The sequence below is a fragment of the Maricaulis sp. genome, assembly GCF_048270095.1.
In the GTDB taxonomy this organism is placed as follows: Bacteria; Pseudomonadota; Alphaproteobacteria; order Caulobacterales; family Maricaulaceae; genus Maricaulis.
The window spans coordinates 22,148-36,254 of sequence record NZ_JBLWTL010000021.1 but is presented as its reverse complement, the minus strand read 5'-3'; the positions used below and the strand labels follow the sequence as shown (position 1 = coordinate 36,254).

Annotated in this window: 12 protein-coding genes; 6 read left to right on the top strand and 6 right to left on the bottom strand. The window is 62.5% G+C overall.

Annotated elements, in window-relative coordinates; all coding sequences use genetic code 11:
• Nucleotides 1–63: 63 nt before the first annotated feature.
• Nucleotides 64–1,098 carry a hypothetical protein gene (locus tag ACN0YJ_RS11545; protein WP_417496283.1) on the bottom strand — a complete coding sequence of 345 codons (1,035 nt, stop codon included), beginning with the start codon at nucleotides 1,096–1,098 and terminating at the stop codon, nucleotides 64–66.
• A 248-nt stretch (nucleotides 1,099–1,346) separates the two neighbouring features.
• Nucleotides 1,347–3,893, bottom strand: coding sequence for a TonB-dependent receptor (locus ACN0YJ_RS11540; protein ID WP_417496282.1), 2,547 nt, complete (start codon nucleotides 3,891–3,893; stop codon nucleotides 1,347–1,349).
• A 268-nt stretch (nucleotides 3,894–4,161) separates the two neighbouring features.
• On the opposite strand from ACN0YJ_RS11540, the gene ACN0YJ_RS11535 reads away from it, so the two are divergent.
• Together ACN0YJ_RS11535 and ACN0YJ_RS11530 are read left to right on the top strand one after the other, a co-directional pair.
• Nucleotides 4,162–6,210, top strand: coding sequence for a prolyl oligopeptidase family serine peptidase (locus tag ACN0YJ_RS11535; protein WP_417496281.1), 2,049 nt, complete (start codon nucleotides 4,162–4,164; stop codon nucleotides 6,208–6,210).
• Nucleotides 6,207–7,139, top strand: coding sequence for a carbon-nitrogen hydrolase family protein (locus ACN0YJ_RS11530; RefSeq protein WP_417489901.1), 933 nt, complete (start codon nucleotides 6,207–6,209; stop codon nucleotides 7,137–7,139). Before ACN0YJ_RS11535 ends, ACN0YJ_RS11530 begins: the two co-directional genes overlap by 4 nt.
• Here ACN0YJ_RS11530 and ACN0YJ_RS11525 read toward each other — a convergent pair.
• Nucleotides 7,136–7,765 (bottom strand): glutathione S-transferase family protein, encoded by a 630-nt coding sequence (locus tag ACN0YJ_RS11525; protein ID WP_417496280.1) that lies wholly within the window; start codon nucleotides 7,763–7,765, stop codon nucleotides 7,136–7,138. The genes ACN0YJ_RS11530 and ACN0YJ_RS11525 overlap by 4 nt on opposite strands.
• 297 nt (nucleotides 7,766–8,062) lie before the next feature.
• Here ACN0YJ_RS11525 and ACN0YJ_RS11520 point away from each other — a divergent pair, with 297 nt between their 5' ends.
• The 4 genes from ACN0YJ_RS11520 to ACN0YJ_RS11505 all read left to right on the top strand — a co-directional run bounded on the left by ACN0YJ_RS11520 (nucleotide 8,063) and on the right by ACN0YJ_RS11505 (nucleotide 11,740).
• Nucleotides 8,063–8,938 (top strand): hypothetical protein, encoded by an 876-nt coding sequence (locus ACN0YJ_RS11520; RefSeq protein ID WP_417489903.1) that lies wholly within the window; start codon nucleotides 8,063–8,065, stop codon nucleotides 8,936–8,938.
• Between the two features lie 62 nt (nucleotides 8,939–9,000).
• Nucleotides 9,001–9,789, top strand: a complete 789-nt coding sequence (locus ACN0YJ_RS11515; protein ID WP_417496279.1) for a hypothetical protein — start codon at nucleotides 9,001–9,003, stop codon at nucleotides 9,787–9,789.
• Between the two features lie 880 nt (nucleotides 9,790–10,669).
• The gene (locus ACN0YJ_RS11510; RefSeq protein WP_417496278.1) at nucleotides 10,670–10,996 is read left to right on the top strand and encodes a hypothetical protein; all 327 of its coding nucleotides are present in this window, start codon (nucleotides 10,670–10,672) and stop codon (nucleotides 10,994–10,996) included.
• 72 nt (nucleotides 10,997–11,068) lie between these two features.
• Complete coding sequence (locus ACN0YJ_RS11505; RefSeq protein ID WP_417496277.1) at nucleotides 11,069–11,740, top strand: glutathione S-transferase; 672 nt, start codon at nucleotides 11,069–11,071, stop codon at nucleotides 11,738–11,740.
• A gap of 9 nt (nucleotides 11,741–11,749) precedes the next feature.
• Here ACN0YJ_RS11505 and ACN0YJ_RS11500 read toward each other — a convergent pair whose 3' ends face one another.
• The 3 genes from ACN0YJ_RS11500 to ACN0YJ_RS11490 all read right to left on the bottom strand — a co-directional run bounded on the left by ACN0YJ_RS11500 (nucleotide 11,750) and on the right by ACN0YJ_RS11490 (nucleotide 14,089).
• Nucleotides 11,750–12,043: a type II toxin-antitoxin system RelE/ParE family toxin gene (locus ACN0YJ_RS11500; RefSeq protein ID WP_417496276.1), complete on the bottom strand. Its 294-nt coding sequence runs from the start codon at nucleotides 12,041–12,043 to the stop codon at nucleotides 11,750–11,752.
• A complete protein-coding gene (locus ACN0YJ_RS11495; RefSeq protein ID WP_417489907.1) occupies nucleotides 12,030–12,287 on the bottom strand; it encodes a type II toxin-antitoxin system ParD family antitoxin in 258 nt (85 codons plus the stop codon). Before ACN0YJ_RS11495 ends, ACN0YJ_RS11500 begins: the two co-directional genes overlap by 14 nt.
• Before the next feature lie 77 nt (nucleotides 12,288–12,364).
• On the bottom strand, nucleotides 12,365–14,089 hold the full coding sequence (locus ACN0YJ_RS11490) for an NfrA family protein (RefSeq protein ID WP_417496275.1): 1,725 nt from the start codon (nucleotides 14,087–14,089) through the stop codon (nucleotides 12,365–12,367).
• Nucleotides 14,090–14,107: the final 18 nt, after the last annotated feature.

The window sequence follows — 14,107 nt, the reverse complement described above, 5'->3', positions numbered from 1 at the left end:
AACCCCGAATCCGAACGCCGCCAAAATCAGGAACCCAATCTGCCAGACCAGCCAGAACATGCCTCAACCCTCGATCGATGAAATAGAAAAAGTCAGTGCCTGCACCTGGTCATCAGCCAGCGCGACAATAATTCTCGACTCGCCGACTGCTCCACCGGCCAACAGCGAACGCACCTGCGCGGCGCGCTCCCTGGCCAGCTCCGCGCCGCCATCAGCTATGCTGACCCGGGCAGAGAGCCTGGCATTGGCGGGACAAGCGGCAAACGTGCGTCCCAACCGGCGCAGGGCAATCTCGGTCAATGGGCTGGCACCGGCACCGCCGGGCTCAAAACGCAAGTCATCCGTGCCTTGTGCGGCGCGGACAATGGCCGCGCAGGCATCAATATCGGGCACATTGACAATCGGCGGTGCGCCAGCCGGTATCACGATCGAGGCGGCCCGGAAGGGTGCCGGCATGCTCTGTAGCGTATTCGCGACGGAGCGGGCAATTTGCGGGTTCTCGGCCTCGCCATAGAGACCGCCCTGCTGGCCGCTGAGCACGATGGCACCGCGCTCGAGACGTGCCAGCTGCCCCAGCAGGCGTTTGGCGGCCTCCTCCCACTCTGCCGCCGGCGCACCACCGGGGACCAGCGTCAGGTCGGAATCGGCACCATTGGGGAAGTTCGCCGTTGCAAAACGGGCAATCGCTTCGCGCGCGGCCGCGTCGCTGGCATCACCGCGGATCAGCACCCGGCCACTGAAGACTACATCGGCACGGAAGGCAAAACCGCGGTCGATACGGGCATCGGTAGTTTCGTCGATCACGCGCGACACACCGCCGGCGATATTGCCGCCCGACCAGGTCGACCCTGCCACAACTTCAAGCGCGATTTCCCGGGCCGTGTCATTGGGGGCGGCGCCGCTGAGGATAGCCTCCTGCCCGCGCATGCGGACATGGGCCCAATCCATCTCGCGCCGGTCCAGCGCGTCACGGGCATTGGTCTCCAGCCGCGCCTGCAGGCTGGTAACGGAAAACGGTCCAACGACCAGCAACAGGCCGGTCACGACCAGCAGGCCGGCCAGGGCAATCAGCAATATATTTCGGGCGCGCAGCGTCATGGCAAAAATCATCAATGTTTTGATCAGCGGAAAGCCGAATCATATGGGCTTCTTTGATCATGATATCGCGGCCAATTCAGGGCAGGCACCCCAAAGCGGATCGCGTGGTGAAGATTGTGCAGTCGCCTCGCGCCCAGGCCAGGTTCAGCACGCCTCCCCCCTGTGTATGGGAGCAGAAGCGCCTGATCAAAAAAAGAAGGGCCGGAGCGTTGCCGCCCGGCCCTCCCCTTCGTCATGCGAATGCCCGATTAGCGGCGGGCGCGGAGCGTGATGCCCCAAGACCGCGGCGTACCGATGGATGCCTGGAACGAGCCCGGCTGGAAAGGCCCGTCAAAGCCGACCTGGAGGTAATCCTCGTCTGTCAGGTTGCGGCCCCACAATTCCAGCGACCAGGATTCGTCGGCAGAACCGATACCCACACGGCCGTTGAAGAGCGTATAGGCTTCCTGGACCTTCTCGGGATCGAGATCGGAACCGGTATTCTGCTCCGACATGTAGCGCGCATCAATGTGAGCGAGCCAGGTCATGTTGTCACCGAAAGTGCCGTTATAGGTAGCACCACCGGAAGCATACCATTCCGGAGCCAGCGAGAAGTTGCGCCCGGACAGGACATCGACATCAGCGGTCCCCGTTGGTGCGAACTCATCATAGGCCGCATTGGCATAGGTCACGCCGCCCTGCATGGTCAGGCCCGGCAACGCTTCCGGCAACCACAGCAATTCCAGCTCGCCACCATGGCTCGACGCACCGTCGATCGACGTCACAAAGAATGCGATGCCGTTGAAAGTGTTGAGCTGATAGGTGTCGAACTCCGACTGGAACAGATAGACGTTGGCCAGCAAGGTGTCGTTGAACCATTCGGTCTTGATACCCAGCTCGTAGCTGTCGACCGTTTCCGGGTCGAACCGTGCAGGATAGCTGTTCGGGCTGGCCAGGACATTGGTGAAGTTGACAGCGGTTGAGCCCGCTTGGGTAAAGCGGTCCAGGTTGAAGCCGCCAGCCTTGTAGCCATGGCTGTAGGTCCCGTAGACGAGCAGGTCGTCATTGAACCGGTGCGACAGCGAAAGCAGGCCGGAGAACTCGTTCTCTTCAAGCGTTTGCATATTGTCGATTTGCGCGAACACATCACGCGCGAATGGCAGACAGGTAAAGGTCCCGAACTCTGCCAGGCTGGCCGGAGCAACGCCCGTCGCACCCGAGAAGATCCCGAGCAGGGCCTGATTGCCCGGCGTCGAGAAGTCGAGCGCATCGCCAAAGGCATGTTCCCAGACATCACAGGCAGGAAGGTAGCTTTCGCCGAAGTCAAAATGGGCCGTCTTCTGCGTATTGGTGTGACGCAGGCCAAAAGTCAGGTCCGTACTATCGGTGAGATGCCAGGTATTGTGCGTAAAGAAGCTCAGGCTGTCGCCATTCTGCGTGAAGGTATCGCCCGCAGGGTTGCCGCCACCGAGCGGTGCGCCCTGGGTCGGGAAGAGTGGCACATAGCCCGGGACCGGATTGCCCAGGAAGGCCGATAGCCCGGCCAGGCCATTCGCCAGATCGACTACGGTTGAGATCGAGCCGCCGCCCGAGCCGAGCAGGGAGAGATACGTGTCGAAGTGCGCACCGGTCTGGATCGCGTCCTGGCGAACCAGGGTTTCATTGGAATAGTAGGACCCGAACATCCATTCGAAGTTCTCGGTCGAACCCGAAACGCGCATTTCAAAGGTCGTGTTCCCGAAATCAAACGTATTGTTGTCGGCCTCGCGGAAGACGATGTCCGCGCCCGTGAAGTCCGTATCCTGGCCCGAATGGAGGTTGTAATTGCGGTCCGACAGAATCGCCGTCACGTCGAAATTCTGGAGTTCCCAATTCAGCTCGGCGCTGAAGCCACTATCGGTGATTTCCTGCTCGGTGCTGCGATTGGCCTGGGTAACCCGGGCGAACGCATCTGAGCTGCCGGGCATAGGACGACCGCCGGGCACCAGGGCATTGATGATGCCCGCAGTTGCGCCGGAGAGGAGGGACGGAGCGACGCAGCAAATTTCGTCACGCTCGGTATAGTCGGCGGTCAGAAGAAGATTTACATGATCCGTGAAGTCGATCAGCGCTTGACCACGCAGGGTGTAAAAATTCTGATCTGCGTCCTCGGTCTCTGTCCGTGGGCCACCAAAGGTCTCGACCGTCTGCCAGCCATCACGAACCCGCTGAGCGCCATACAGCCGCAATGCAATTTGGTCGGTGACCGGTCCGGTAATGCTGCCGGAAGCCCCCCAACCTGACGCATCGCCCCCGATATAGGTGACCTCACCATTCATTCCGAACTCGAATTCGGGACGCTTGGTCACGACGTTAATGATGCCGGCAGTTGTGTTGGCGCCGAACAGCGTGCCCTGTGGGCCACGCAGGACTTCGATCCGCTCAAGCTCGCCCAGATCGTTGAACCCGGCACCGTTCCGGGCCCGCGGCACCCCATCGATGACGATGCCGACAGACGACTCAAGACCTGGATTATCGCCGACCGTACCGATGCCGCGAATCCGGGCTGTGGTGACAAATTCATTCGTCGTCGAGGTCACATTCAGGCCGGGCGCAATGATCGCCAGGTCTTTCAGGTCACGAACGCCTGCATTCAACAGAAGCTCTTCATTATAGGCGGTCACCGCAACCGGCACGTCCTGGATTCCCTGTTCGCGCTTTTGCGCGGTCACAGTGATGACGTCCACGCTGCGGCCCTCCTGGGCCACTGCCTGGGCACCGGTCAATGCGATAACCGAGGCTGCGGCAAACAGAATCGTTCTCTTGGTCGATGGCATAGTCTTTAACTCCCTCCCGAGCGCTGGCGATTTTCCGCTCAGCTGATTACGTCAAACGCTTTGCGCGTCCTCCGTGCACACTGCGGGAGTTTGAAGGCGAGGTGAAGCGAAATTTCGACGTCAAAACGCCGCATCACCCGATATCGTACCGGAAAATCGAAATTCCCGCAGAGTGTTGCAGGGTAGTCACATTTCCGCTCGCGACATTGCGACTTGGCCTGCCCGGGAAAAACGGCTCAGATACAATCAGCATCCGAGGAGAGTGATTGTGTTTAAAACCCTGCTGGCCGCGCTGATATGCGCGACGACCGGAACCGCACTGGCGCAGCCATTACAGCCGCTGCAGCCCCGCGATATATTTGCCCTTGAGGCGGCATCCGACCCTCAGATATCACCGGACGGTCAAGGCATTGCGTATGTCCGCCGCTCCAATGACATCGCGACCGACCAGAGCCTGTCGGCGATCTGGTTGATCAACCCGGACGGTACTGATCATCGCGCCCTGCCCTCCGCGTCCGGCGCGAGCCACACGCCGCGCTGGTCTCCCGACAGCCGAAGACTGGCCTATCTTCAGCCCGGCGCGGACCATGTCAGTATTCGCGTCCTGACGCTGGCCAGCGGCCTGGACCGGGAAGTCGCGCAGGTTCAGGGCGGCGCTGCCGGCCTTGACTGGTCGCCCGATGGTGATCGCCTGGCCTATGCAGGCTTTGTCGGTGAAGCCGGTATGGCGGCGGCGGAATTGCCGACGCGCGACGACGATATGACCTGGGCCGCAGGCGCCCAGATCGAGAACCGGCTGGCCTTCCGTTTCGACGGGATCGGCGCATTGCCGATCGGCCGCCAGCAATTATTCGTGGTCGACGCCGAGGGCGGTGAACCGCGGGCCCTGACCTCGGACACGCTCGGCGCCAGCAGCGATTTCGCCTGGGCCGCCGACGGCCAGGCCATCCTGTTTTCCGCCGACCGGCGTCCCGATCGCGAAACCCTGGCGCCCGATAGCGAGATATTCCGGGTCGAGCTTGTCGATGCAACGCCACAGGCCCTGACCAGCCGGGAAGGCCCCGACATGGCACCACGCCCCTCACCGGACGGAAGTCTGCTCGCCTATCTGGGCTATGACGACCACCGGATGGGCTATGACAATATCCGCCTCTATGTCGCCAATGCCGACGGCAGCGAGGCGCGCAGCCTGTCCGAGACACTCGACCGTTCGGTGAGTAATCCGCAATGGAGCGCCGATGGCGAGGCGCTCTATGTCCAGTACGAGGACCACGGCGAAACCCTGATCGCACTGATCGGGCTGGATGGCCGGATTGAAACGCTCGCCCGCGGCCTGGGAGGCCCGGATTTCGGCCGCCCCTATACCGGCGGCGAATTCACCGTCTCGCAGCAGGGCCGGATTGCGGCAACCATCAGCACGCCCCAGCGGCCGGCAGAACTGGCGACGGGCACACGCGATGAAGCGCTGCACGCGCTGACAAATCTGAATGCCGACGCCCTCGATGACCGTTGGCTCTCGGATGCCGAGACCGTGCACTGGGCTTCCCCCTTTGACGGCCGCGAGATTGAGGGATGGGTGTTGTATCCGCCCGAATTCGATCCGGCGCAGCAATATCCACTCATCCTGGAAATCCATGGCGGCCCCTTCACCGCCTATGGGCCGGCCTTCTCGGCCGAGCTCCAGCTGATGGCCGCGGCAGGCTATGTGGTGATCTACACAAACCCCCGTGGCTCAACGAGCTATGGCTATGAATTCGCCAATCTGATCCACCATGACTATCCGGGGAATGATTATGATGACCTGATCGGTGCGGTGGAGATGATGCTGGATCGCGGCTTCATCGACCCTGATCGGCTGTTCGTAACCGGCGGCTCGGGCGGTGGCGTACTGACCGCCTGGATTATCGGCAATACGGACCGCTTCGCCGCAGCAGCCGTGGTCAAGCCCGTCATCAACTGGGCGAGCTTTGTGCTCTATTCCGACCTGCCACAATTCTTCTACCGCTACTGGTTCGCCAGTGCGCCCTGGGAAGATCCGGCCGAGTACTGGCGCCGTTCGCCGCTTTCGCTGGTGGGCAATGTCGACACCCCGACCCTGGTTATGGTCGGCGGCGCCGATGTGCGCACGCCGCGCAGCGAGAGCGAGCAATACTACTCGGCCCTGCGTCTGCGCGGCGTTCCCAGCCGTCTGGTGGTGATCCCTGATTCCTATCACGGCATATCCAACTCCAGACCCAGCCGTTTGCTGACCAAGGTGGCGGAAATCCTGCGCTGGTTTGAAACCTATGATCCCGGCCCGGAAGCGGTCGATCCATGAGCCCGGTCCGGCTCGCTGCCATCCAGGCGGCCCCGGTCTATTTCGACAAGGCAGCGTCGGTGGAGAAGGCCTGCGGCCTGATCGCCGAAGCGGGCCGGCTCGGTGCCACAATCGCCGCCTTCGGCGAGACCTGGCTGCCCGGCTATCCCTTCTTCATCGAGGCGCCGCTCGGCGATCTTTGGTGGGAAGCTGCCGCGCTCTACCTGGAAAACTCAATCACCCTGCCCGGCCCGGAAACCGACGCGCTGTGCGCCGCTGCGCAGTCCGCCGGGATCGATGTCGTGATCGGCGTCGCCGAACGCGACGCGGCCACCGGCGGCAGCATTTATGCCAGCCTGGTCTTCATCAGCCGCGAGGGCGCTATTCTGGGCCGTCACCGCAAGCTCAAGCCAACCCATCATGAACGCTCGATCTGGGCCGATGGTGATGCCCAGGGCCTGCAGGTCTACCCGCGCGATTATGGCCGCCTGTCCGGGCTCAATTGCTGGGAGCACAATATCGTCCTGCCCGGCTATGCCCTGATGTGCCAGGGCACGCAGATTCACGTCGCCGCCTGGCCCGGCCACGAGCCGGCGACCGCGCCGAGCGATCCGGTCTGGTCGCGTCAGCTTCTACTCTCGCGCGCCTTCGCCAGCCAGGCTGGCGCCTATGTCATCGCCGCCGCCGGCCTGCGCCTCGACACTCACGTGCCCGAGCGCTTCAAATCACTCAGCGCCTTCGAGCATACCGGTCAGAGCTTCATCATCGACCCGCGCGGCGAAATCATTGCCGGCCCGGCCGAGGGCGAGACCATACTGATCGCGGACGCCGATCTGGCCGAGGTGCGCAAGGCGAAGCTGGCTTGCGATGCAGCGGGGCATTACGCACGGCCGGACCTGTTCGAGCTCAAACTGCAGGGCCGGACCCTCTACCCGCCCCGCAATGACTAGGCCGAGGCCGACGGCCGTTTGGAAATTGCCTCTCGCCAATTGGCGAGATGGAGCAGCTCCGGCCCCGGTTTGAGTTTCACCCAGGCGGCGAAATCAACGAAGGCATAACCGGCAATATCAGCGGCGCTGAACGCATCGCCGGCGAGATAATTCGCTTCGGCCAGCCTCTGGTCCATGACGCTGATGAACGCCTCGGCGCGCTGCCGGCCACGCTGGGCCAAGGCCGGAATCTGCTCATAGCGCTGCGGCCCGGGAATGGCCGAATCCTTGAAGAAATCTGACGTGTTGCGCAGCGCCTCGGCGACGCCCATGAATCCCTCCCACTCGACCCGGCCCAGCCATTCGGCGACCTGCGCCTTCTCGACCGGGTCCCGGCCCAGCAATGGCGGCTCAGGGCAGATTTCCTCGAGATAGCGAGCGATCGAGGCATTATCACACAGGACAACACCGTCATCGAGGGCCAGCGCGGGGACGGTGCAGCGCGGATTGATCGCACGATAGGCCGGGTCAAACTGGGCCTTTACGCCAAGATCGACCTGGATGGTCTCGATCTCGAGGCCCTTCTCGGCGATGAACATCCGGGCACGACGCGGGCTCGGTGCCGCCTTGTAATCATAAAACTTCATCGAAAATCTCATCCCCTGTCGGAAGGCTGACCTTGCTGGAAGGCCGTCGGTTGTTCGGCGGTGGTGGCGACCAGACGCGTCGCCACGGGAAATCCGGCCCGGAGCCTGCCGTGTACCCCCGGTTATCGCAAGAGGCACCGAAACCAGCCTCGCCTCAATTGATCCACAAATCGCCGGTTTGTGCCCCATTGGCTGCCACAATTCACAATTAACCATGGTGTCAGTGCCGAACCGGCGCGAAAAAATGGAGGGGAGGCCATGCCCTTAGACAATCGTACAGATCCAGGCTTCGGCAGAATGACTGACTTGCCGCCCGATCTCGCAGAATTCCGCGATGTGCGCTCGCCGTCAGAAATGATCGCGCTGGGCCGCACCATCTCGCTGGCATCCGCACGTCATGAAGACCTGCTGAAATTCCGCCGCACCTGGGGCGGCGCTGTCGACGACGCGAATCTCTCCGCCGAAACCGATATCAAGCCGATCGACCGGGCTGCGATCTACCCCAAATCCCACATCCTGCACTTTTCAGTGCTTGCCTCGCTGGTCTTGTTTGAAGGCCTGGCGAACGCCTATTTCTTCTCCACCGGGTCCGATCTGGGCCTGCTGGGTGGCTGGCTGCAAGCCATCACCGTCTCCTTCACCAATGTGATCGCCGCTTTCTTCCTGATCGGATTCCTCGGACTTCGGCATATGTCGAACCCCCACAAGCGCGTCCATAGCGGCCTCGCCGCTGTTGGCGTCGGGATCGGCATTGTGACCCTGCTGGCCCTCAATCTGAGTGCAGCCCATTTCCGCGACCTGCTCGAATTCAACGCTGCGACGCTGGCTGTTGGCGCCGGCGATGTGACCGGCCTCGTCCTGACACCTGTCACCGCGGCGCTGTCGGATCCGTTTGGCATCCAGACCCTGGAAGCGCTGCTTCTGCTGGTGCTCGGCACGACCTTCGCCGTGATTGCCGCCTTCAAGGGCCGCACATTCGACGACGCGATTCCCGGCTATGGTGGGGTGACCCGCCGCCTGGAAACGGCTGCGAATGATCTGGAAAAGGCCCTGGAGGCCGGCTGGAAAGACGCCAAGAAACTGAGCCAGCACGAACTGGAACAGCTCGTCGAAGCCAAGGAATTGCATGATGAGATCTGCCGCGATCTGGCGGGACCGAGCAACCACAGATAAGCTGTTTGCCGAGGCGGGCCCCCAAGCGGGTCCGCCGCACTCATTAGTGGCGGGGGGCCCCTATGACCGGACGCGATATACTGGGAATATTCAATCTACTGATTGTGGCCGCCGTATTGGGCGCAATCAGCTATGCCGCCTTTGTGCTCAAGCCACCGGTCTATGACAGCCAGACCCTCTGCCTGGCCGGCACCGTGCCGCCACACCGGGTCGTGGTGATCGACAAGACCGATCTCTATTCGCCGGAGCAGGCCGAGGCGATCGGGGCGCTCATCCTCTCCCAACGCGACCAGCTCGCGGTCGGCGAACGCCTCTCGCTCTACGAGCTCAATGAGAGCGGCCAGCTGCGCAACACCAATAGTTTCTCACTGTGCAATCCAGGCGCCGGCGAGCAGGTCAATCCGCTCTATCGCAATCCCGACCGGGTGCAGGCGCGCTATGACGCCCTGTTCGCCGAGCCGCTCGATCGCGCCCTCGCCGACCTCGTTCTGCCCAAGGACGCCCCCAACAGTCCGATCATCGAAGCGCTCGCCCGGCTTGGCCAGGATCCCGGTTTCGACCGTACCGTGCCGTCGCGTCATATCGTGCTTGTCTCCGACATGCTGCAGAACTCGGACGTTTTCACGGTCTATCGTCGCCGGCTGGGCAGTCTGGAGCAGCGCGTCCCTGATCCGGCCATCGTCGCCGACGCGATTCGCGAAACCTATGGCGACAGCCTGCGCGGCGCCCGTCTCGATATCCGCCTCATTCCCCGGGGCAATTGGGAGGCTGAACAGCATGGCGCGCTGATGGAGTATTGGGACGCAGTGTTCACGATGCTTGGCGTGCAGGCCAGCTGGCACGCGCTTTAGACCCTTGCAGCAATAGATGCCGTGATCGGCGGCGCGCTCCCGCCGGGGCAATACCGGTCGAGCGGAGCGCGTCCGCCATCCCACACACAGGCCATGGTCATTGCGGACAGGGGGACGGCTGCTGCCCCGCCGCCGTCCCGGGATTTTGAATTTTCCGTGGCAAACACTCTGCCAGTCTGCCAGTCTGTCATTATGGCGCTGCAACCCTGCCGTCACGGGCCCGGACGCCATGACAGGGCGGATGGCAGAGACTGCCATCCTGCCATTGCCGGGCGGGCTTCCGGCAAGGCTGCGTCCGCCGCCCGGCGGCATTCCGGCGCGGCGCGAGCGCGTTTGTGGTGATCAATCGACGATGTCAAAGAGCGAAAACGTCGCGATCATAACGCCGCACCGCCAGGGGGCGGACAAGTTGGACGGCGGGGGACGCGGGCAGCATTTGCATTCGGTGTATGTACAGGTCGCTGCCGGGACGTGGACCCGCTTCCCTGAAACGGGTGCATGTCCCGACTTGGGTCGAGCGCTCCCCGCTGCCGGCACTGCATGGATTGAAGCCGTCTGGCCGCAGTCGTCGCGCACGCAGCAAGTCATGGCGACGGCCTGCGCGGCACCCGTCTCGATATCCGCCTCATTCCCCGGGGCAATTGGGCGGCCGAACAGCACGGCGATCTGATGCAATACTGGGATACGGTATTCACCATGCTCGGCGTCCAGGCGAGCTGGAACGAGCTCTAGCGACAGGCGCGGCCTTTCCACCGGAGCCCGCGCGTGTTTTCCACAAGGAAGCGCTGCGGCTCATAGCTTATGAATATCCGTCAGCGCCAAACCCACCCACTGTATGTTGTGGCACCCCGCCACCGACACGCAACCGGTTGAGGTTTCCATGGCCGCTCCTGCCCGACACTACGATGCCGACCAGATGGCGTCGTGCGAGCCGCTCAATCCCGTCCTCGACGAGGATATACTGAGCTTTTGTGTCCGCTCACCGCAGCTGGTGGAGCTGGCCTTCACCCTCGCCGATCATGGGCATACCCATGTCGGCCATGTCGCCCGCCTGACCGAGTTCACCCTGGTCGATCTGGCCAATGGCGATCCCTCACTGGCCCGCGATTTGTGCCTGCGCCTGCACAAATGCGGCCTCGACACGGCAATGGAGCTGGCAGGCTGGCATGCGCCACTGAATGAGGCGCATGCGGGCCAATTCGACTAACGCGCTGTTGCGTTTGCGACCAGCTGGCGTATTCCCTCTGACAGGTCTTGTTACTTGCCGAGGGATTGCCAGATGATCACCGTTCACCACCTGAATAACTCCCGCTCACAGCGTATACTCTGGCTGCTTGAAGAGCTCGGTCTCGAATATGAGATCAAGAAATACATGCGCGATGCGAAAACCATGCGCGCGCCGGCCGACCTCAAGGCCGTCCACCCGCTCGGCAAATCTCCTGTCATTACGGATGGCGACATCACGGTCGCTGAATCCGGTGCGATCATCGAATACCTGGTCGACACTTACGGCCCTGCCCTGAAGCCCGACGCCGGCAGCGAGGCCTATCGCCGCTATGTCTACTGGCTGCATTTCTCCGAGGGCTCGCTGATGCCGCCCCTGTTGATGAAATTGCTGATGAACCAGATCAAGTCCGCCCCGGCGCCCTTCTTCGTCAAGCCGATCGCCAAACAGATCGCCAAGCGCGTCGAAGACCGTTTCATCGGTCCCGAACTGTCCAGCGTCTTCGCCTATATCGAGGCCGAACTGACCGCCCATGATTGGTTTGCCGGCGACACATTCACCGGTGCCGATATCCAGATGAGCTTCCCGCTCGAAGCAGCCGCTGCGCGCGGCGGCCTCGACAAGGCACAGGTCAAAATCCAGGCCTGGGTCGACCGCATCCACGCCCGCCCCGCCTATCAGCGCGCGCTCGAGCGCGGCGGTGAATACGGGATTATCGGGAATTAGGCTGGCCTTTCAGAGATGCCGCAACGGGTCTTGCCGCTGGCCGAGTATGCGCAAGACCTGCACATCGACGTCATCCAACTGCTTGTAGTAAATCGAATGCCTGGCCTGCTCGAACCGCCGCAGGCCGGGCAGAATGTGCCCGTAATCATGGCCAAGACCGGGATAGTTCGCCAGCAGGTCAAAGCGCGCGAATAGCGAGTCAAAATACGTGCCCGCACGCTCCAACCCGAAATTCAGGATCGAGTATTCGTATATCGCTTCGACATCGGCCTCGGCCCTGATCGTGAGCCTATAGCCTGCCATCGGCCTTCAACCGGTTTTCGACCCGCGCCTTGATATCGGCAGAAGCGCTGTCGCTTGTCCCGCTCTGCAGGCTTTCCTGCATGATATCACGCAGCTGGGTCTCGGCAGTATGGCGTTCCTGATCTCGGCGGATCAGATCGCGCACATACTCGCTGTCATTGGCGTAGTGGCCCGATTGAATCCGGATTTTGATCCAGCTTTCCATCGCATCCGGGATGGTGATGGTCTTGCGCATCATGGTCATGGGTGCGGCTCCTCAAGACATTGATTACCACACGCCAGTTGTATGACCAAAATCATACGATGAGCACATACTGTCCCCTAAAAGCTGAACACCACCCGCGCCATCAGTGCGTCATCGCCGCTGCCTTCGACATCGAACAAGTATTCGACGTCGAAATCGACGCGGCGGCGATAGGCGTGGTGGTCATCCTCGCCGAACCAGTGCGAGACCGAGACGCCGGGGCCGGCTTCAAACCGGTCCTGGCTGCCATAAATGTCGTCGGAATACTGGGCTACGGCGGTGACATAGGGCGTCACGGTCCAGCCTTGGGCGGTGCGGAAACGGCGGCCCTGGCGCACTTGCGCATAGGCCCCGAAATACTCGTTATCGCCGGGGATATAGGCGAGATCGGCATAGACGCTGGTGTAATTCCAGCTCGAGGCATCGGGCTTCCAGTCATAGCCATTGGTCCAGCCATAGCTCGCCCGCAGCAGCCAGTCATCGCGGGCATTGTCCCCCAGTGCGATGAGACGTTCGCCGGACAGGCTGAAATCGACCGACTGGAACGGCTTCCAGCGCGCGCCGATACCCAGCTGGGCCGTATCGCTATCGAGGTTGAATGCGCCCGGCTCCATACTGACATAGCCGCGCGCAAAGGCGGTGATGCCGGTACCGTTTTCATAGAGGCCCTCAGGGCGCCAGCTGAACTCGGCGCCGAGCGAGGATTGGGTAATGCTGTCCTGCAGCCCACCCGACAGTGAGACGCCCTCATTGCGATAGCTGGCATAGGCAAAACCGGAGGTGCGGCTTTCCAGCGCGGTGACTTCTCGGCGCAGCCTGTAAAGCCGCTCGGCATGGGCCGCTTCGCCGCCCTGGGCCTGCAGCCTGTCGATCACGCCGATAAAGGCAGCGCCGGCCTCGGCTTGCTGGCCGGCATCCTTGAAGGCATAGGCTTGGTCTTCGCGAATGCCGAGATTGTCGGGCTGGACGGCGATGACTTCACCGAAATGCCGGGCGGCCTCCGCATTCTCGCCGATCGAGCGCAGGGCATAGGCGAGTGACAGACGTACGTCGGTATTGGCCGGGTCCCGCGCGAGAACGGTGCGGAATTCACCGATCGCGGCGCGGGGTTCGTCCGCGGCTTGCAACATGAGGCCATGGTCAAACCGGCGCCAGGTCTGGTCGTCAATCGCGATGGCGCGCGCCATGTATTGCGCGGCCATTCCCGGCTGGCCCTCACGCAAAACCTGGGCCTGCTCGTCATAATACTGCGCCAGCGCGACGCCTTCGAATTCACCGGGGCGCACCTGCCACAGACGCGCCTGGGCATCGCCGACGCGGCCGCTGAGCCGGGCCGCGCGGGCTGCCTGCAGCTTGTCCGACGGCGCATCGCTCAACTGGGCAGCGTAGTCCCAGCCGATCAGGGAGCGATCCCAGTCGCCTTCCGCTTCGGCCTGATAGCCCAGCGAACGCAGCGCAAACAACTGGCCCTCCGTATCCAGCTGATCGCGGCGACGGACAACCTCCCACAGATCAGCGACGGCACGGGCGCTATCCCCGGCCTCAATGGCGCAATTGGCGGCGTCGAGATAATCACTGGCGCGCCCGAGCACGGCACCGAGCTCTTCCCAGATCGGTATCGCCTCGCTGCAGCGCCCTTGCGAATTAAGTTCGTAGGCATGAGCGCGGGCCGAGGCGATTTCTTCAGGGCTCAAATCTGCCCCTGCCGTGGTGACCCAGCCCAGCGCCGCCGCCGAAGCGCCGAGCAGCATGGCCGTGCGGGTAAAACGGCCGCGGCTCTTGGGTTTCGCTAATGCAGACATGACATGCTTCCTTTCCGC